This window comes from Kitasatospora sp. NPDC127035, assembly GCF_042726075.1.
Lineage (GTDB): Bacteria > Actinomycetota > Actinomycetes > Streptomycetales > Streptomycetaceae > Kitasatospora.
Genome location: NZ_JBHXDN010000088.1, coordinates 16,298 through 34,966, shown reverse-complemented (window position 1 = coordinate 34,966; position 18,669 = coordinate 16,298). Strand labels below are relative to the sequence as shown.

12 protein-coding genes are annotated in these 18,669 nt (G+C 73.6%); 8 read left to right on the top strand and 4 right to left on the bottom strand.

Annotated elements, in window-relative coordinates; translation table 11 throughout:
* Positions 1 to 105: 105 nt before the first annotated feature.
* Entirely contained in the window at positions 106 to 1,266 is a 1,161-nt protein-coding gene (locus ACFWIC_RS36770; RefSeq protein WP_380521266.1) for an iron-containing alcohol dehydrogenase, read from the bottom strand.
* A gap of 173 nt (positions 1,267 to 1,439) precedes the next feature.
* Between ACFWIC_RS36770 and ACFWIC_RS36765 the strand changes: the two genes are divergently transcribed.
* Positions 1,440 to 2,465, top strand: coding sequence for a LysR family transcriptional regulator (locus ACFWIC_RS36765; RefSeq protein ID WP_380521264.1), 1,026 nt, complete (start codon positions 1,440 to 1,442; stop codon positions 2,463 to 2,465).
* 231 nt (positions 2,466 to 2,696) lie between these two features.
* A complete protein-coding gene (locus ACFWIC_RS36760) occupies positions 2,697 to 4,112 on the top strand; it encodes a solute carrier family 23 protein (RefSeq protein ID WP_329947626.1) in 1,416 nt (471 codons plus the stop codon).
* 140 nt (positions 4,113 to 4,252) lie between these two features.
* On the opposite strand, the gene ACFWIC_RS36755 is transcribed toward ACFWIC_RS36760, so the two are convergent.
* Positions 4,253 to 4,534 (bottom strand): hypothetical protein, encoded by a 282-nt coding sequence (locus ACFWIC_RS36755; RefSeq protein WP_329879802.1) that lies wholly within the window; start codon positions 4,532 to 4,534, stop codon positions 4,253 to 4,255.
* 370 nt (positions 4,535 to 4,904) lie between these two features.
* Here ACFWIC_RS36755 and ACFWIC_RS36750 point away from each other — a divergent pair, with 370 nt between their 5' ends.
* A complete protein-coding gene (locus ACFWIC_RS36750; protein WP_329947627.1) occupies positions 4,905 to 5,636 on the top strand; it encodes a heparin lyase I family protein in 732 nt (243 codons plus the stop codon).
* A gap of 85 nt (positions 5,637 to 5,721) precedes the next feature.
* Here ACFWIC_RS36750 and ACFWIC_RS36745 read toward each other — a convergent pair whose 3' ends face one another.
* Both ACFWIC_RS36745 and ACFWIC_RS36740 read right to left on the bottom strand, forming a co-directional pair.
* A complete protein-coding gene (locus ACFWIC_RS36745) occupies positions 5,722 to 6,819 on the bottom strand; it encodes a winged helix DNA-binding domain-containing protein (RefSeq protein WP_329879806.1) in 1,098 nt (365 codons plus the stop codon).
* A gap of 196 nt (positions 6,820 to 7,015) precedes the next feature.
* Positions 7,016 to 8,548 carry an oxidoreductase gene (locus tag ACFWIC_RS36740; RefSeq protein ID WP_380521262.1) on the bottom strand — a complete coding sequence of 511 codons (1,533 nt, stop codon included), beginning with the start codon at positions 8,546 to 8,548 and terminating at the stop codon, positions 7,016 to 7,018.
* A 269-nt stretch (positions 8,549 to 8,817) separates the two neighbouring features.
* Here ACFWIC_RS36740 and ACFWIC_RS36735 point away from each other — a divergent pair, with 269 nt between their 5' ends.
* From ACFWIC_RS36735 to ACFWIC_RS36715, 5 genes are all read left to right on the top strand, one after another.
* Positions 8,818 to 12,066, top strand: a complete 3,249-nt coding sequence (locus ACFWIC_RS36735) for a discoidin domain-containing protein (protein WP_380521260.1) — start codon at positions 8,818 to 8,820, stop codon at positions 12,064 to 12,066.
* 361 nt (positions 12,067 to 12,427) lie between these two features.
* Positions 12,428 to 13,861, top strand: coding sequence for a DUF2252 domain-containing protein (locus ACFWIC_RS36730; protein ID WP_329947631.1), 1,434 nt, complete (start codon positions 12,428 to 12,430; stop codon positions 13,859 to 13,861).
* A 213-nt stretch (positions 13,862 to 14,074) separates the two neighbouring features.
* Positions 14,075 to 17,224, top strand: coding sequence for a CHAT domain-containing protein (locus ACFWIC_RS36725; protein WP_380521258.1), 3,150 nt, complete (start codon positions 14,075 to 14,077; stop codon positions 17,222 to 17,224).
* The gene (locus ACFWIC_RS36720; protein WP_355408746.1) at positions 17,221 to 17,919 is read left to right on the top strand and encodes a hypothetical protein; all 699 of its coding nucleotides are present in this window, start codon (positions 17,221 to 17,223) and stop codon (positions 17,917 to 17,919) included. The genes ACFWIC_RS36725 and ACFWIC_RS36720 overlap by 4 nt, the downstream gene beginning before the upstream one ends.
* Positions 17,916 to 18,611 (top strand): RES family NAD+ phosphorylase, encoded by a 696-nt coding sequence (locus ACFWIC_RS36715; protein ID WP_329947634.1) that lies wholly within the window; start codon positions 17,916 to 17,918, stop codon positions 18,609 to 18,611. Before ACFWIC_RS36720 ends, ACFWIC_RS36715 begins: the two co-directional genes overlap by 4 nt.
* Positions 18,612 to 18,669 lie beyond the last annotated feature (58 nt).

Here is an 18,669-nt window from a genome sequence, read left to right as displayed (position 1 = left end):
CCCTGTGGGAGAGTAGGACGCCGCCGAACAATCATTGTGAAGAACCCCCGTCCGGGATACGGACGGGGGTTCTTTGCGTTTCCGGGGGAATTCCGGACGAGGGGATCAGCCGTAGATGCCGGCGTAGAGGTCCTGGATCTGGTCGGCGGTGGGCACGGCGGGATTGTTGGCGGGGGAGCCGGAGGCCAGGGCCTGCTCGGCCATGAGGGGCGTCAGGCGGGTCCAGGCCTCCTGGTCGATGCCGTGGGCGCGGGGCGTGGGCACGTCCAGGTCGTGGCAGAGGCCGCGGAGCGCGTCGACGAGCTTCCCGGTGGCCACCTCGTCGGCGTCCGTGGCGGTCGCGGCTCCCAGGGCACGGGCGCAGTCGGCGTATCGGCCGGGCGCCGCGTGCACCGAGAAGGCGGTCACGGCGGGGAACAGCATCGCGTTCGACAGACCGTGGGCGACGTGGAAGTGGGCGCCGATCGGGCGGCTCATGCCGTGCACGAGGGCGACGCTGGAGTTCGAGAAGGCGATGCCGGCCTGGGTCGCGGCGAGCATCATGGCCTCGCGGGCCCGAACGTCCGAGCCGTCGGTGTAGGCGGGGCGCAGGTGGCGGCCGATGGTGCCGATCGCGGTGAGGGCGAGGCCGTCGGAGAAGGGGTTGGCCTTGCGGCTCACGTACGCCTCGACGGCGTGGGTGAGCGCGTCGATGCCGGTGTCGGCGGTCAGCCGGGGCGGCATCGACATGGTCAGCTCCACGTCGACCACGGCGGCGATCGGCAGGAACGCGGGGCCCAGACAGAGCATCTTCTCGTCCGTGCCGCTGTCGGTGATGACCGTGAACTGGGTCGCCTCCGATCCGCTGCCGGCGGTGGTGGGGACCGCGATCACCGGGAGCGCCGGGCCGAGGTTGACGCGCGGCGCCTTGTAGTCGCGCATGTGACCGCCCTGCACGCCGAGGAGGGCGAGGGCCTTGGCGGTGTCCATCGGGCTTCCGCCGCCGAACCCGATGACCGAGTCCGCCTCGTGGTCGTGCAGAGCTTTCAGTCCCGGGGCGAGGGAGTCGGTCGTCGGGTCGGGCACGGTGTCGGAGAACAGCCGCGGGCTGAGTCCGGCCTTGAGCAGGGCCGCCGCAAGGCGTTCCGCCGCACCGCTTCCGACCAGGTACGCATCCGTGACGAGGAGCGGCCGGCTCAGCCCCAGCCCCGCGATGACGTTGCCGAGTTCCTCGGCGGCGCCGCGGCCGACGCGCATGATCCGTGGCAGGGACAGGCTGGCAACCATGGAGAACCCCTCAACGCTGGGAGGAACTTGGGGAGGAACCTCGGAAGGAACCGGGGGACGGACGGCGGCCGGGTACGCCGGCCGGGAAGGTTCGACTGTGACCCCCGTGAGGTTGTGCGTTCAATCGCCAATCGTGCAGACGAGGTGTGCGGAAATGCAGATACGCTGATCGCGTGCGCTCCCGTTCCCGCCCGGTCGGTGATGAGCCGGCTCCGGCTCCGGCGCAGGTCCCGCCCACGCGGACGGACCGTAGCGGTCTCGATCCGCGCAGACTCCGCGCGGACGACCTGCGTTACCTGCTCGCGGTCGCCCGTACGGGGCGTCTGGTGACCGCCGCCGAGGTACTCGGGGTGGACCACACCACCGTGTCCCGTCGCATCACCGCACTGGAGAAGAGCCTCGGGGTGCGGCTGATGGAACGCGGTGCGGAGGGCTGGGTCCTGACGGACGCCGGGAAGGCCGTCTCCGCGAGCGCCCGCACGATCGAGGACGCCCTCGTCCGCGTCGTCGACGCGGTGTCCGGTCAGGACGCGCCGTCACTCCTCGGCACCGTCCGGGTCAGCGCTCCGGACGGCTTCGGCACCGTCTTCGCCACCCCGGCCCTGGCCCGGGTGCGCCGGCGCCACCCCCGACTGCACGTCGAACTCATCACCGCAACCCGTCAGTTGAACCTTCGACCAGCCGGCTTCGACCTCACCCTGACCATCGGCAGGCCGCCGAGGAGCCGTCTGGTGACCGAGCACCTCACCGACTACGCGCTGGGGCTGTACGCCAGCGACGAGTACCTCGCGCGGTGCGGGCCCCCCGGCGAGGTCGCCGACCTGCGCGAGCATCCGCTGATCTTCTACATCGAGTCGATGCTCCAGGTCGGCGACCTCGACATCGAACGTCATCTTCCGGGCATGACACCCGCGTTCTCCTCCACCAACGTCTTCGCCCAGCTCGAAGCCACCCGCGTGGGTGCCGGGGTCGGTGTGCTGCCGGCCTTCCTCGCCGATCGGGCCGGGTTGCGGCGGCTGCTGGTCGACGAGGTCGACATCCGACTGCCGATCACGCTGGCCGTGCGACGGGAAGCGGTGACCCACCCCGCCGTCCGGGCCGTGCGCGACGCCCTGCACCACGAGGTGGCCGACCGCACCGCCGAACTGCTCCCGGGGGAGTCCGGCCGCACGCCCCGGTCGAACGCGCGCCTGCTCTGACGGGCGGCGGGGACGGGCGACGGCGGCGGTGGCAGTAACGGGTGACGGGTGACGGGTGACGGGTGACGGGTCCGACGGCACACGTGACGGGGGGTGTCCGGTAGGGCCCACCGACGTCGGTGCCGCGCGAGCGCGCAGGTCAGGAGCAGGGCCGGTGGCGCGCGGGGCGCCCGGCGGCCACGAGAATGGTGCGGACGATTCCACGGAAGTACAGAGAAAGTGAACCCCCACATGGACCTCGGCGTGCGCTGGAAGCTGCACGGTGACGGGCGGACGCCCGCACCGGGAGCGGTCGTCCGCCCCGACGAACGACTCTCCTGGCCACGGACGGCAGGGCTCGGCGCCCAGCACGTGGTGGCCATGTTCGGCGCGAGCTTCGTGGCGCCCGTGCTGATGGGGCTGGACCCCAACCTGGCGATCATGATGTCCGGCGTCGCGACCGTCATCTTCCTGCTGGCGACCCGCGGCCGGGTGCCCAGCTACCTCGGCTGCTCGCTGTCCTTCGTCGGCGTGGCCGCGGTGATCCGGGCGCAGGGCGGTACCAGCGCCACGGTCACCGGCGCCGTGTTCGTGGTGGGCGTGGCGCTGTTCCTGGTGGGCCTGGCGGTCCAGCGGTTCGGGGCACGGATCATCCACGCCGCGATGCCCCCGATCGTCACCGGCGCCGTCGTCATGCTGATCGGCTTCAACCTCGCGCCCGTCACCGCCTCGACCTACTGGCCGCAGGACCAGTGGACGGCGTTGCTGGTGATGTCGTTCACCGGGTTGGCCGTGGTGTGCCTGCGGGGCTTCTGGTCGCGCGTGGCGATCTTCCTCGGGCTGCTCTTCGGGTACGGGATCTCCTGGCTGTTCGACCGGATCTTCGGGAAGATCCACTCGGTGGACGCGAGCGGACAGCTCACCGACCACTGGCGTCTGGACCTGTCGGGCGTGGGCACGGCGGACTGGATCGGCCTGCCCGCCTTCCACGGCCCCTCCTTCCAGTGGTCCGCGATCCTGGTGGCCCTGCCCGTGGTGATCGCGCTGGTCGCGGAGAACGCCGGGCACGTCAAGGCGGTCGGGGAGATGACCGGTGAGACCTTGGACGACAAGCTGGGCACCGCGATCTCCGCGGACGGCGTCGGCTCCATGCTCTCCACCGCGCTCGGCGGCCCGCCGAACACCACCTACTCCGAGAACATCGGCGTCATGGCCGCCACCCGTGTGTACTCCACCGCCGCCTACTGGGCGGCCGCCGGCTTCGCGCTGCTGTTCGGAATCTGCCCGAAGTTCGGTGCCGTCGTGGCCGCGGTCCCCGGCGGGGTCCTCGGCGGCATCACCGTCATCCTGTACGGCATGATCGGCCTGCTCGGCGCGCAGATCTGGACCAAGTCCGGCGTGGACCTGCGCAACCCGCTGAACCTCGTGCCGGCCGCCGCGGGCATCATCATCGGGGTCGGCAACGTCACCATGACGTTCACCGACACCTTCAGCCTCAGCGGCATCGCGCTGGGGACCGTGGTCGTCATCACCGGCTACCACGTGCTGCGAGCGCTGGCGCCCGCGCACCTCAAGACGCAGGAACCCCTGCTGGACGCGGGCACCTCCTCGTACGACGCGGGCACGGAGGACTCCGGAGAACCCGGCGGGGCGCCGCCGCGCAGCTGACCGCTTCCGCGGCGGCCTTCCGGGTGGCCTCGGCCTCCCGCGTCGTCGCGTCCGTGTGCCGTCCCGCCACGGCCGACGACAGGTGCGGGCGAAGCCCACGGCGTGGGCCCGGGGAGCCGGACCGGTGGAGTCCCGGTCGGTCAGCCGGTGTGCGCGGCCCGGTCGCAGTGCGGGCAGACCTTCCCGCTCCCGTGCCACTTGGGCGGGTACCAGGAGGAGCCGGGTTCGGCCGGGCGGTAGTCCACGGCCTGCATCCGTCGGGTGTCGGCACCGCACAGGGTGGAACCACCGGGAGCGCCGGGCACGGACGGGTCGGCCCCGGCCGCGTGCACGGCGCGCACGCCCTCGACGTACTCGTCGGCGGCGCCGCCGAAGGGGGCCACCCGCTGGAGCTCCGGTTCGAGGAGCACGATGAGTCTCATCACCCCACCTTCGTGGTGAGGACGGCCGCGCGCACCCGTAACGCGCCCCGGGGAGGAGAAAGCCGGTCCTGGCCTCCTTCTCCGAAAGCGAAAGCGAAAGCGGGAGCGGGAACGGGAGCGGAAGCGGCAGGGGTCGGTGAGGTCGAGGGCGCTCTCGACCGGGGAGCGCCCACGGCACCCGGGGGCCGCCGCCGTGACCGCGGAGACCTTGCCCCCGGTGCCCGCGGTCGACCGGTGGGAGTGCCCGAAAGGGCCGCTGCCGGTCGGCCTGCTGGCCCGACCGGCCGTCAGGTGGTCGAATCGACGGATGCGTTCGGGCCGGCCGGCCCGGGCGGCGTCCGTTTCCGCCACTCATCCACCCGGGAGAGGCATGTCCTTTCTGTCCCACCACCGCAGGACCGCCGTCGGAGTCGTGGCCCTCACCACGCTCGCGATCGCGGCCGGTTCGGTCACCGCGAGCAGCTCGGCCGCCGCCGCGGGCAAGGTCCTGTGGACCCCCAGCACCAGCAAGGGCCCGTCCTCCTTCGCCGCCGTCCAGTGCGCGTCGGGTGACTTCGGCGTCGTCCAGGACTCCGCCAAGGGCAGCGTGTGGCGGGCGTTCCAGGCCGCGGGCGCGGAGCGCTGCGAGACGCTCGGCCCCGACCTGAAGGAGGGGGACACCTTCTACCTCGGCTGGTCGTCCAAGGTGGACATCCAGGACACGAACAGCCGTTACGTCTTCCAGCTCAAGTGCTCGCCGAGCACCGGTACGGCGAACCACCCGATCGAGATCGACGCGACGGCCGGGCGCATCCGCCTCCAGGAGTGGGACACCGAGCACGTCGCTCACACGCTGTGGACCGCGCCGACCGCCAACAACCAGTGGCACTCCTACGCGCTGAAGATCCGCCTGGGCCGCACCGACGGCACCATCGACTTCTGGTTCGACGGGGTGAAGCAGTCCTTCACGACCGGCTCCGGCACCTTCAGGGGCACCACGTGGGACGGCACCCGCAACTACCTCAAGTGGGGTTCCTACCACCTCTCCTCGGGGGCCGCGACGAACACCTTCACCAGCCCGGTCATGGCGACCACGCTGGAGACGGCCACCGCCGGCTCGTGACGGACGGACCGCGCGCCGCGGCGGTCCGCGGACGGCGGCCCGCCGCCCGGGGAAGGCGGGGAGGCCGTCTGCTCAGTCCGTCTGCTCAGTCCGTCCCGGTGGTGAGGCGGACGCGGTCGGGGTCCGCGCCGTGGAAGGTGGCGAGGGCCCGTGCTTCGGCGTGGACCTCGTCCCGCTCCGGGGCGGACAGGGGGCGCAGCGCGGTGACGGTGAGCTGTTCGTCGCGCAGGGTCCAGGTGGCGGCGACGCGTCCGTCGACGAGGACGGCGCGTCGGCCGGCGACGGAGAGGCCGAGGTGGGCGTCGTCGATGATGCGGCTGCGGTCCTGGTAGCCGAGGATCGCGTTGTCGAAGGCCGGGAGGAAGCGGACGGGTGCGGGGGTGTCCGGGTCCGGGCGCGGCGCGTCGGGCAGGTCGAGCAGTTCGCGGCCGCGTTCGTCGCGGAAGGTGACGAGTTCCCCGCGGACGGCCTTGACCGCGGCGGGCAGTCCGGCGAGTCCGCACCAGGCACGGAGGTCCGCGGTGGCGGCGGGGCCGTGGGCGGCGAGGTAGCGCCGGACGAGCCGGCGCCCGACGGGATCGCTCTCGTCGGGTGAGAGCGGCGGGATCTCGCGCCCCAGCCAGGCGGCCAGGGGCAGGTTGCGGACGCCCGCGGTGGTGCGCCACAGGCCGCGGGGCGGGAGCTGGGCCATCGGGACGAGGGCGGCGACGAGCACCTCGCCCAGGGCGCGGCGCGGGGGCGCGGGCCAGCGGCCTTCGACTTCCCGGACGAGTTCGGTCATGGTGCGGGGTTGCGCGTCGGCCATGACCGCCCTTCCTGCGGCGGCGAGTTCGTCCAGGTCGACGCCCGCGAGCTCGCGCCGGTAGGCGGCCGTCGACCGCTGGCGCAGCATGGCGTCGTGGCGTGCCCGCCAGGCCAGCGCGTCGTCGGCGGTGACGAGGTGGACGGTGCGGCGCATCAGGTGCGTGCGTACGACCGTGCGCCCGGTCAGTGCGTCGTCCAGGTCCTGTGGCCGGAACGCCCTCAGCCGGGACCACAGGCCCGTGAACGGTTCCTGGGGTTCCTGCGCCTGCAGGCCGCACAGGTGCGCCACGGCGTCGCGGACGGGCGTGTCCTCGCGCGCGAGCAGGTACTGGCGGGCGAGGGCGGCGCGGTTGAGGGCGCGGGTGCCGAGGACGGTCATGCGGTCTGCTCCTGGCGTCGGGTCGGGCGGTCGGGCGGTCGGGCGGGCGGGCGCCGGTCGGGTGGGGTGTCCTCGACCGGCGGCCCGGTCATCACCGTGGCAGACGTGGCGGACAGGAGGTGTCCTCGACTCGGGTGCGCCCGGAGGCCGGGGCACCTCGCCCGGGGTGCTCCGGCCGGCTGCCCGAGGTCGTGGATCAGGTGCGGTTGAGGGTTCTGCTGATGCCCGAGATGACGGCGGTGGTCAGGAGCCAGCCGATGGCGATCAGGGTGTAGCCGAACCACTGCTGGGGTCCCGTCCAGTACCACGCGGTGCGCTGGCCGAGTCCGCCGATCGGGATGAGCAGGTCGAGCGTGTAGACGAGGGGGCTGAACGGGACGCTCTCGCCGCGCTTCACCTCGTGGGGTGTGCCCTGCCCGAAGACGAGGGCGCCGAGCAGGGCGAGTCCGAGGAGCCACAGCACGGCCTGCCAGGGGCGGTAGCCGTAGCCGACGGTGACGTCCAGCAGCCGGCTCCAGAGCCGGCCGGGCGGGCCGAGGGTGGGGCGGCGCCGGCGCTGCTTCGCGAGGAGGACCCGTCGGGCGTCGTCCTCGTGGCCGATCCTCCGGTACCAGGAGGCGAGTTGCTCGTACGCGTGGGGCGAGTATCCCTGGAGGCGGGCCAGCCAGGCCAGGCGGTCGGCGACGGGACCGGGTCCGGCGGCCGGGGCCTGGATCGAGGTGTAGGTGAAGCCGTCGAGGCGGGTGTCGGCGGGCCAGCTGTGCTCGTTGTCGTGCAGGACGACGGCCTGTGCGTCCTGAAGGTCGACCGCGCCGGTCGGTGGGGCGGCCGGGGTCAGCTGGAGGTCGCCGGTCGTGAGCCGGACGGCGGCCAGCGCCACGGCGCCGCCGTTCAGGACGGCGGAGTCCAGCGAGAGCCTGCTGCGGATCACCGCCCCGGGGAGCCGGATCGATCCCGTGGCCGTGAAGCCGTCGGAGAGGACGACGGTGGAGGCGGAGAGGTCGTCGCCGGTGAGCGCGTCACCGCCGGGGTTGTCGATGCGGGCCCGTTCCATGAAGAGACCGCCGTTGAACCGGGCACCGACCAGCCGCAGGCCCCCGCGGGAGCGGAACCCCTTGCGGGCGAAGCAGCCGCCCTCGATCACCAGGCCCCCGGCCCACAGCGCCCAGACGTCCGGGCCGCGCGCCTGGTCCGGACCGCCGGCGGGGCCCGGCCCGGGGGCGGTGAGCTCCGTGGCGGTGAGGTGTGCTCCGCTGAGTCGCAGCTCGCCCGTGATGTGCGCCCGCGTGAGTGTGAGTCGCCCGTCGAAGACCGAGTCTTCGAAGAAGAGGTTGCCGTCGACCTTCAGGAGCCAGCCGTCCAGCCCGGGTATCCGGCATCCGGTCAGGGCGGTCGACCGCAGCGACGCGTCCCGCAGCACCACCTGCTCCTCGAAGTGGCAGCCCTCGAACCTCAGCTCGCACCCCGACACGATCCCGCCCAGGTCGAGGTGCCCGGTGACGCGCGCTCCCGTCAGACGCAGCGCCCGTACCGGGCCGCCGAGTCCGGGGCCTGCGAGCAGTGCGGCCGTGATCGCCTCGGCGCGGACGGTGCGCCCGTCACCCCAGGCCGCCCCGCCGGCCGGGTCGTCCGCGCTGCCCTCACCGCTGCGCAGGTCGACCACCGAGCCGGTGGGGCACGCGTCCCACAACCGCCGTTCCGGTTCGCTCAGGTGCTCGTACGTCAGCATGCCGTCCCCCTTCGATCGTCGACCGCGTCGGGACCGCACCCTAGACGAACCCTTCGCAGCCGGCCCGTACGGGGCCGGCGCGTCGCAGGCTTCGGCGGGGGAGCGCGCGTGTTCATTTCGTGGTCGCCTGACGGACCGGTGGCTTGCATCGGCACGAACTACCGGGTTCACCGGGTATGCGATATGACTGGCCCTCATCATCTGATCGCCTGCGGTGTTCACCGTGTGCGAATCTGAATTCAGAAAGAGTGATTGTGGACAAATCACCTGTGAGGGCCGTTGTGCCCTCCCTGGTCGGTCTTCTGCTCGCCGCCCTCATACCGGGAACGGCGGCGGCCGTGGAGCCGCCCCCGTCCGTCTGGGTGGCGAGCGGCTACGACCACGTGTTCTCGGCCTCTCCCGCTCCGGATCGTTCCACCCGCGCGGTCGGGCTCTTCGCGGCCCGCAACGAGACCCAGGCCGCCCAGATCGCGGTCCGCTCCGGCCACCGGCTGACGGGGGTGCAGGTGGTGGCCGGCGACCTCGCCGGGCCGGCCGGTGCCACCATCCCGGCGTCCCGGATCACCGTGAACCGGGAGTACAACCACCCGCGCGTCGCCAAGGTCACTCCCTGGAACGGCATCGGGCAGCCCGGCTACCAGGAGCCGCCGGACGGCGGGACCAGCTACTACGACGCCCTGGTGGAGAACACCCCGTACGAGCTGGCCCCCGACACGACGCAGCCGTACCACTACAGCGTCGCGGTGCCCGCCGGCCAGGCTCCCGGTACCTACACCGGCAAGGCCACCGTGCAGAGTTCGGACGGCGCGGTGGACGTCCCGGTCTCGGTGACGGTCTACGACGCCGCGCTCCCGCCGGTCAACCGGTCGACGCTCCGGATGAACAACTGGTTCACCTCGGTCGGCTGGGACTACGGCTGGACCGCGCAGGACATCCGCGCGCAGTACGGCGTCGAGGACTACAGCGAGGGCTGGTGGGAGGTCATGAGGAACTTCGCCGCCAACCACGCCAAGCACCGGAACAACGTGATCTTCGCGGATTTCCAGGCACTGGCGATCCCGGACACCACCCTGGTCGACGGTCAGTACACGTTCACGTGGCAGAACCTCGACCGCTTCCTCCAGCTCTTCCAGGACGCCGGAGCCCTCCAGTACATCTACACGCCGCACCTGATCGAGGGCAGCGGCAACGTGCTGGAGCAGCTGGTCGGTGACGGCCAGGGCGGCGTCAGGAAGGCCAACGTCCTGATCGACACGCCCGAGCGCAGGGCGGCGAGCGCCGTGTACCTCGACACGATCCTCGCCTCGCTGAAGGCCCACCTCGACACCAAGTGCCTGGACGCCGGGGCCACCTGCGCCCCCGGCCGGCGCTGGAGCGACGTCTTCTACATGAGCGCCCTCGACGAGCCGGGCGGCAACCTGACCGACCAGAACGTGACCTCGCCGTGGGTCTACCAGCAGTTCCGCAAGCACTTCCCGAGCGGCCTGACCAACGAGGCCCACACCACGGCCGTCCCCACCATCGACGCGGCCCTCGGCACCGTCACGCCGCTGCTCAACAGCGACTACGACGCCAACGCCGGCTACTACCAGAGCCTGCGGCTCGCCGGGAAGGAGCTCTGGCTCTACCACTCCAGCTCGCCGACGGACAACCACCTCAACCGGTTCATCAGCTACCCGCTGTCCGACTCCCGGCTGACGCCCTGGATGGTGGCGGCCGTCGGAGGCACCGGCTACCTGCACTGGGGCTGGAACCACTGGACCGACCCGAACACCTACGCCGCCGTGAACACCTTCGACGACTGGGAGACCGGCGACAACATGCTGGTCCGGCCCAACGCCGGTGACGCCACGCACCGGAAGTACGAGGTCTACGACAGCGTCCGCAGTGAGGCCCTGCTGGCGGGCATCCAGGACTACGAACTGCTCCACCAGCTCGCCGCCACCAAGCCCGTGCTCGCCCGCGCCCTGATCGGCTCGCTCATCACCGGCACCACGTCGTTCTCCACCTCCGGTACCGAGACCGACCACCGCCACAAGCAGATCCTGGACGCGCTCACCTCCACGGCCCCCGACGCCGCCTTCCCCTTCGCCGACGACTTCTCCGGCGGCACCGACGGCGAGTGGCGCCACACCAGGGGCACCTGGTCGGTGACCGCCGACGGCGCGTACGTCCAGAGCGACCCGCTCAGCGGCTGGGAGACGACGTCCGCGGTGGCCGGCCGCGCCTACCGGGACGCCGCGGTCTCCGTCGACGTCCGGATCACCGGGGTCGACGCCAACGACGGCGGTGACACCGACTGGGCGGGTCTCACGCTGCACAGTCAGAACCCGACCGACACCCAGACCGGCTACCTGGTCGGCCTGCGCAACAACGGCACGGTGTTCGTCCACCGCAGCGGCACGACCCTCGCCACGGCGGCCGTCCCCGGGTACGCCCCGGGACGGACCGTCAGCCTGCGGGTCATCAGCCAGGGCGACACCCTGCGGGTCTTCGACGGCGCGACGCTCCTGCTCACCGTCACCGACGGCAGCTACCCGGTGGGCAACGTCGCGCTCGCCACCGGCCACGCAGCCGCCCGGTTCGACAACGTGCGGATCAACCCGGGGACCAACCCCGCCGAGGGCGCCGTCGTCACCGCGTCCAGCTCCTACGAGGCGGACGGCTGGGGCAGGGCCGCCGCCACCGACGGCCGCCGCGGCCTGGCGGACGGCAGCAAGGGCTGGAGCAGCATCGACAACCTCGGTGCCGACCACACCGAATGGGTGACGGTCGACCTCGGCTCCACCCGGCGGACCGGCCGCGTGGACCTCTACCCGCGGGCCGACGGCGACGCCACCGGGCAGGGCTTCCCGGTGGACTTCACCGTGCAGGTCTCGGCCGACAACGCCACCTGGACCACCGTCGCGTCCCGGACCGGCCACCCGAAGCCCGACGCCTCGGCGCAGTCCTTCGCGTTCCCGCCCGCGGACGTCCGCTACATCCGGGTGACGGGGACCAAGTTGCGTACCGACCCCCACGGCAACTACCACCTGCAGTTCGCCGAGATCGAGGCCGGCGGCCGGGAACCGGCCCTCGGCCGACCGGTCACCAGCTCCAGCTCCGTGGAGTCCTCGGGCTGGAAGCGCAGCGCGGCGACCGACGGCGTGCTGAACTCCGCGCTCGGCTACTCGATGGGGTGGAGCAGCGCCAAGTCCCCGACCGCGACCGCCCACGAGTGGGTCACCGTCGACCTTCAGGGTGCCAACGTGCTCAGCCAGGTCAGGCTCACCCCCCGCACCGACGGGGTGAACACCGGACTGGGCTTCCCGGTGGACTTCACCGTGCAGGTCTCGGCCGACAACGCCACCTGGACCACCGTCGCGTCCCGGACCGGCTACCCGCGCCCCGGGGCGGTGAGCCAGGACTTCGCCTTCACCCCGGTCACGGCCCGCTACGTGCGGATCACCGGTACCCGCCTGAGCGCCGACCAGTTCGGCGACCACTACCTCCAGCTGGGCGAGATCGGCGTCGGCTGACCCACCACCGGCGGGCCGCCCGGCCCGTCGCACGGCCTCGCCGGGTCGTCTCCCACCGCCCCCGGTCCGCCGCCCGTCACCCGGGCGGCGGGCCGGGGGCTCCGTGCTCCGGGCCCTCCCCGCGGAGGCCCGGCGGAGGCCCGGAGCCCCGCCCGGCCGCAGCGCCCGCCGTCCGGCCGCCCCGGGAGACCCCGGTGCCGGTGCCCGCCCCGTGATGCCGGACCCGGTCCGGTCCCCGATGATCGGTCGAGACAGCAGAGTGCGACCGGCCGGCGGCCTTCCGCGGCAGCCCGGTCCGGGCCGCCGATCACCCGCGCCGGTCGGACGCCACCGTGGCCGCCGGCCGATCAGGAGGTCTGTGATGCCACGGGAAGCCGGACCGGCGATGCGCGCCGTGCGACACGCCACGCCCGAGGAGCGGGCGGCCCTCGGCAGGGCCGCCCGCCGCCGCGCCCCCCGCTCGTCGCACGCCGCGTACGAGCCGCCGAAGGGCCGGCCGGACCCGTTGGGCATCCTGGAGTCGCAGTCGGCCCGCCGGGTCCCCGAGCTGGTGCCCATCCGCTACAGCCGGATGAGCGAGTCCCCGTTCCGGTTCTACCGGGGCGCCGCCGCGATCATGGCCTCCGACCTGGCCGGTTCGCCGGACTCCGGGATCAGGGCCCAGCTGTGCGGCGACGCCCACATGCTGAACTTCCGGCTGCTCGCCTCCCCGGAGCGGCAACTGCTCTTCGACATCAACGACTTCGACGAGACCCTGCCCGGCCCCTGGGAGTGGGACGTCAAGCGGCTGTCGGCCAGCCTGGCCATCGCCGGGCGGGCGAACGGCTTCGACGACGACGAGCGCTCGGACATCGTGCGGGCCACGGTGCGGTCGTACCGCGAGGCGATGGCGCGGTTCGCGGGCATGCACAACCTCGACGTCTGGTACGCCAGGATGGACGCGGCCCGCGTCCAGGCGCTGGCCACCGGCCGGATCCACAAGCGCGGGCAGAAGCAGCTCGCGCGCGCCATGGCCAAGGCCCGCACCCGCGACAGCCTGCAGGCCTTCGAGAAGCTCACCGAGACGGTGGACGGGCAGGCCCGGATCGCCGCCGACCCGCCGTTGCTCGTCCCGATCTCGGACCTGCTCACGGGCGTCACCCGCGACACGTTGCAGGGGCAGCTCCTCGACCTGGTCGGGCGCTACGGCCACACCCTCTCCTCGGACCGGCGCACCCTCCTGGAGGACTACCGGCTCGTGGACGTGGCCCGCAAGGTGGTCGGCGTGGGCAGTGTCGGCACCCGTTGCTGGATCTTCCTGCTGCTCGGCCGGGACGGCCGGGACCCGCTGTTCCTCCAGGCGAAGGAGGCCGACACCTCCGTCCTGGCCGCCCACGTCGGAGCCGGCCGGTACTCCAACCAGGGCGAGCGCGTGGTTTCGGGGCAGCGGCTGATGCAGGCCGCGAGCGACATCTTCCTCGGCTGGGAACGGGTCGAGGGCATCGACGGCCGGCGCCGGGACTTCTACGTCCGCCAGCTGCGCGACTGGAAGGGCATCGCCGTGGCCGAGGACATGGTGCCGGCCGGCATGCGGGCGTTCGGCGAGCTGTGCGGCGCCACCCTGGCCCGCGCACACGCCAGGTCCGGCGACCGGATCGCGATCGCCGCCTACCTCGGGCGCGGCGACTCCTTCGACCGCGCGGTCGCGGGGTTCGCCGAGTCCTACGCCGACCAGAACGAGCGCGACCACGCGGCGCTCCTGGACGCGATCCGGTCCGGCCGGCTGCCGGCCGAGGACGTGCGGCCCTCGGGGTGATCCGGGCCGGGGGCCGGGGGCCGGGGGAGAGGGCGCGGAGGCGTCGGCCGGACCGGTCGTCCGCGCGCGTTCCGGAGATCAACCGGTTGATTTCCGGGTGGATTCCGGGCATCTGTCGGTCCGGTGCGGGAATCGGCCGCTTCCCGGCCGGTGGCTCGGCATAGTGGCCGTAGGCACAGGGGTGAGCTCGGAACCGGGAAGGCGGGGGCGCCGGTGGGTGACGCGGAGGACGGCGGCGTGCGGGGGCTGCGCGCATGGGTCGTGGACGCGGAGGAACGGGTCAGGCGGATGCTCCCCGCGGTGGGCGGGGTGGCGCCGTCGGTGCGGGAGTGCGAGGCGTCCGTCGGCGAACTCGAAGAGCTGGCGAGGTTGTTGGAGCACGACCCCGAGCTGCGCAGCGTGGCGGCCGGCTCGCTGGGGGCGGCACTCGCCGACCTGATCGCGAGTGTGAGCCCGGCCGGGGAGCCCGTCGCGGACCGGATGCGGCAGACCCTGAACCGGCTCCTCGGCGCGGTGGACGGCGCCCCGGACCCGAGCCCGACCCCGGACCCGGCCCCCGATCCGGGCCCCGATCCGTCGGAGTTCCTCACCCCCGACGCCCTGCACCGCCTCGCCGCCGCCCTGGACGCCGTGAGCGCCGCCAGGTACGGCCTCCAGGACGCCCTGAACGGCGAGGACCCGCACGGGGCGATCAACGAGCTGCTCGGCCGGCTGCGTGCGGTCCAGGACCGGCCGCCCCCGGGACCCGACCAGTCCGCCGGCCTGGAGGCACTCCGGGCGATGCTGCTCGGCATCAGCGCCGCGGCCGGCGGCACCTACCAGGACCAGGCGGCGGGCCGTCACCACCGGGCGGCGACCTTCGGCCACCTCGGCGAGCTCGCCGACCTGCTGCCGCCCGGCGCCGGGGATCCCGGAGTCCTGGACCGCGTCCGGGAGTTGTACGGCCGGATCATGGACGCCGGGCAGACGGGGGACACCGACGCCGACGTACGGGTGGCGCTCGGTCTGCTGGCCGAGGCCGAGACGCTGGCGGAGGACGTCCCGGACGGGGCCTTCCGAGGATTCGTCCTGGCGACGCTGGGGGCGGCACACGGGAAGCTGGGCGTCGTCACGCGTGATCCGGAGGCGGCTCTGCGGGCCATGGCGTCCATGAAGGAGGGCATGGCTGCGGTCAGGGCGAGCGGACTGCCGTTCGGCGACCTGATCCCGATGCCCCGCTTTCCGGACTTCGACCTGCTGCAGGCCGCTCTGGCCGGCGACCCGACGGTTCCGCTGCCCGAGCACGTCCCCCCGCCTCCGCGGTCCTCGACGGAGGAGGTGTACGGCTCCGCGCGCGAGCTGGGCCTGCGGTACGGCCTGAGCCCCGACGGGGAGGTCCTCGACCGGCTGATCGCGGAGCTGGAGCGGGTCAGGGACGGTGTGCGGGAGGGCCGGGCCCCGCGGATCGCCGCCGAGGCCCTGTGGAGCCTCGCCGAGGCGTACCGGGAGCGGGGCGTCCGCAACGAGGACGTGTCGGACCTCTCGGCCCTGGCGGCGGCCACGGAGGCGCTGACCGCCCTCTCCGCGGACGTGCTCCTGCAGAGCGGTGCCGAGCACGGGTTGCTCGCGGCCCGCGACGGCGCCAGCCGAGGTCTCCAGGGTGCGCTGTGGGCCGCCTCCCAGGGGCGGCTGCACGAGGCGGTGGCCGCGCTGGAGCTGGGCCGAGCCCTGGTGCTGCAGGCGACGTCCACCGCCCTGGCCGTCCCCGAACTCCTCGAACGGCGCGGCCACCACGAGCTCGCCGACGCCTGGCGGACCGCCACCGGGACCCCGGACGACGGGGCCGCCGGTGGCGGTGGGGTGCCCGGCGGCGGTGGGGTGCCCGGCGAACTGCCCAGCACGCTACGCCGCCGGGCCCTGGAGGCACTCGGCTACCGGCACGAGGGCGCCCTCGTGCGGACTCCCACGCTGAGCGAGCTCGCGGACGGGCTGGCGGAGGGCGGGGCGGACGCGCTGCTCTACCTGGTCCCCGGCGACTCCGTCAGCCCCGGGGTCGTGATCGTCGTGGGCCCGGAGCTCGGGGCCGGTCTGTGGATCTGCGAGCCGCTGTCCCGGGCCGGGAGCGGCCCGCTCGAACGCTACCTCGACGCCACGGCCGGGCACGACGCCGCCGTACGCGCCGCCGCGCGCGACGGCGATGCGGTGGACCCCGGTGCGCGGCGGACCTGGGAGGACGCGCTCGGCGGGCTCTGCGACTGGGCCCACGAGGTCCTCGACCCGGTCCTCGCCGGCATCACCGAACGGCTGGGGGGCGAACGGCCCGGCGCCGAACGGCCGGGGCCCGAACGGCCGGGTCCCGGGGCCCGCCAGCTCCGGTTCGTCCTCGTGCCCTGCGGGCGGCTGGGCATCGTCCCCTGGCACGCCGCACGGTCCCCCGGCGAACCGCCCCGCGCGCACCTCTGCCAGTCCGCGGTGGTCAGCTACGCCGCGTCGGGGAGCCAGTTCCTGCGCACCCTGCGCCGCGCCCCTCGGCCTCCGGCGGCCGAACCGGTGCTGGTCGCCGATCCGGGGCAGAGCCTGATGTACGCCGAGATCGAGGTCCTGGCCCTGCGGGACTCCTTCTACCCGGGCGCCCGGCTCTGCGGGGCGATCTCGGAGCCGGGCGTGGACGCGACGGCTCCCTGCACGCCCGAGGCCGTCCTCGGGTACCTCGCCGACGGGGCCTCGCTGCTCCACGTGGCCTCGCACGGCACGGCCGGTACGAGCCCCACGGCCTCGGCCCTCGACCTGACGGTCCCCGGGCACGCCCCCCGGCCCGACCGGGATCCGCGGGCGCCCGGCCCGGACCCCGCTCCCGGTCTGCTCACGGTCACCCGGCTCCTCGACCGGCCGGACACCGGGCACGGGCCGGGGGACGGCCCGCTGGTCGTGCTGAGCGCCTGTCAGACGGACCTCTCGATGCGCGACCACGACGAGGCGCTCACCCTCACCACGGGCTTCGTCACGGCCGGGGCCCGGGACGTCGTCGGCTCGCGCTGGGCCGCCCCGGACGGCGCGTCGGCCCTGCTCATGGCCGTGTTCCACCACTACCTGAACGTCGACCGGCTCAGTCCCGTCGACGCGCTCGGGGCCGCCCAGCGCTGGATGCTCGACCCGGACCGGCGGAACCCGGGCTCGCTCCACGGCGACCTGCTCCGGGAGATGGACCGTCCGGGCCTCGACCGGATCGCGTCGTGGGCGGCCTTCGTCCACCAGGGCCACCCGGGGGCGGGCCCGGGGGCGCGAGCGGGCGTCGACGCCACCGGTGACGGCGTGGAGAACGACGAAGCCGCGGGGCGCGCCGGTGCCGCGGAGAAGACCGTCCGAGAAGGGGGAGAGGCGTGAACGACGACGGGACGGGTGGGCGCGGGGGGCGGTCGGCGAACCGGCTCCTCGGCCTCATCCACACGCACCGGGACACCGTCCGCGAGCGGCTCGGCGAAGAGCTCTACGCCGTACTGGTCGTCCGGGTGGAGGCGCTCGCCGCCGTGGCCCCGGACGACGAGATGGGCTGGCGCCGGGCCCTCCAGGGCGTTCGGCTGGCCCTGCTGCCGCTGCCGTTCGACCATCCGGTCCGGGTCTCCCTGGACTCCTTCCGGCAGGTCGCCGCGCCACCGGGGCCGGCGAGCGTGGCCGAGGTGCGCGAGCTGCTGGCCTGGCTGTCGGCCCCGGCGGCCGGGGCGGCGGACCCCGGGGAGGCCGGGCGGGACGGCCACCCGCTGCTCGACGCGCCGTCGTTCTCGGCGGCGCAGGCGCGGGACCGCTGCGGCGGCCCGCCGCCGCCCGAACTGATCAGAGTGCCGAACGCCCGCTCCGGCGACCGCTATCCGCAGTTCCAGTTCGGGGCGGACGGCGGCGTCCCGCACCGGGTCGTCCTGGAGGTCAACCGGTTGCTGCTCGCGGACGTCGACCCCTGGGGCGCCGGAACGTGGTGGCTCAGCGAGAACAGCTGGCTGGGCGGCGTGCCCGCGTCGCTGCTCGGCCGGCTGCCCGACCACCGACTGGTCGGGGCGGCCACCCAACTGGTGGAGGGAGAATGATGAAGGACGGTCTCTTCCCGTGGAAGGAAAGCCCCTTCCCACTGATCGACTTCGCCCTGTACCCGAACGTCACGACGGTCCCGGCGGGTACGGAGCTGTGGCGGGTGCACAAGTCCCGCTACGCGCCGGACGAGTTCAACCCGAGGCTCTCGGACCTCCACTTCGACGGGGGGCGCTTCGAGGGCACGGTGCTCGACCCGTACCACTACCTGTACCTGGCGCACACCCCGGTCACGGCTCTCGCCGAGAGCCTGCTGCGCTCCCTGCCGTACGGCTCGTTCGGCACCCGGGAGGTCTCCTACGCCACGGTGCACGGCCGCTCGCTGAGCTGCCTGCGCGCCCGGTACGACCTCACGCTCGTCTCCCTGGTCACCGGGGCGGACCTGGCCGCCGTCCGCCAGGAGCCCACACTCCTGGAGGACGAGCGGAACTACGCCGCGGCCCGGCGCTGGTCGAGCGAGATCCGGGCGCAGGCGCCGGACGCGCAGGGCCTCGTCTGGGACTCCCGCCGGAACCGGGGCGAGCGCGCGCTGGTGCTCTACCGCGACCGCTTCGAGCACGCCGACGGCGGACCGCTGGAGGTGGTGCCGGGCAGCGGGGTTCCGGACCTCGGATCACCGGAAGGCCGGGAGCGGGTCAACGAGTTGATCGCTCCCCTGTGGGCGGAGGTCTCCAAGCCCGTGGGGTGGTGACGCGGTCGGCCGGTCCCCGGCGGTGGGCCCGCCCGGCGCCGTCGGGCCGGTCCACCGC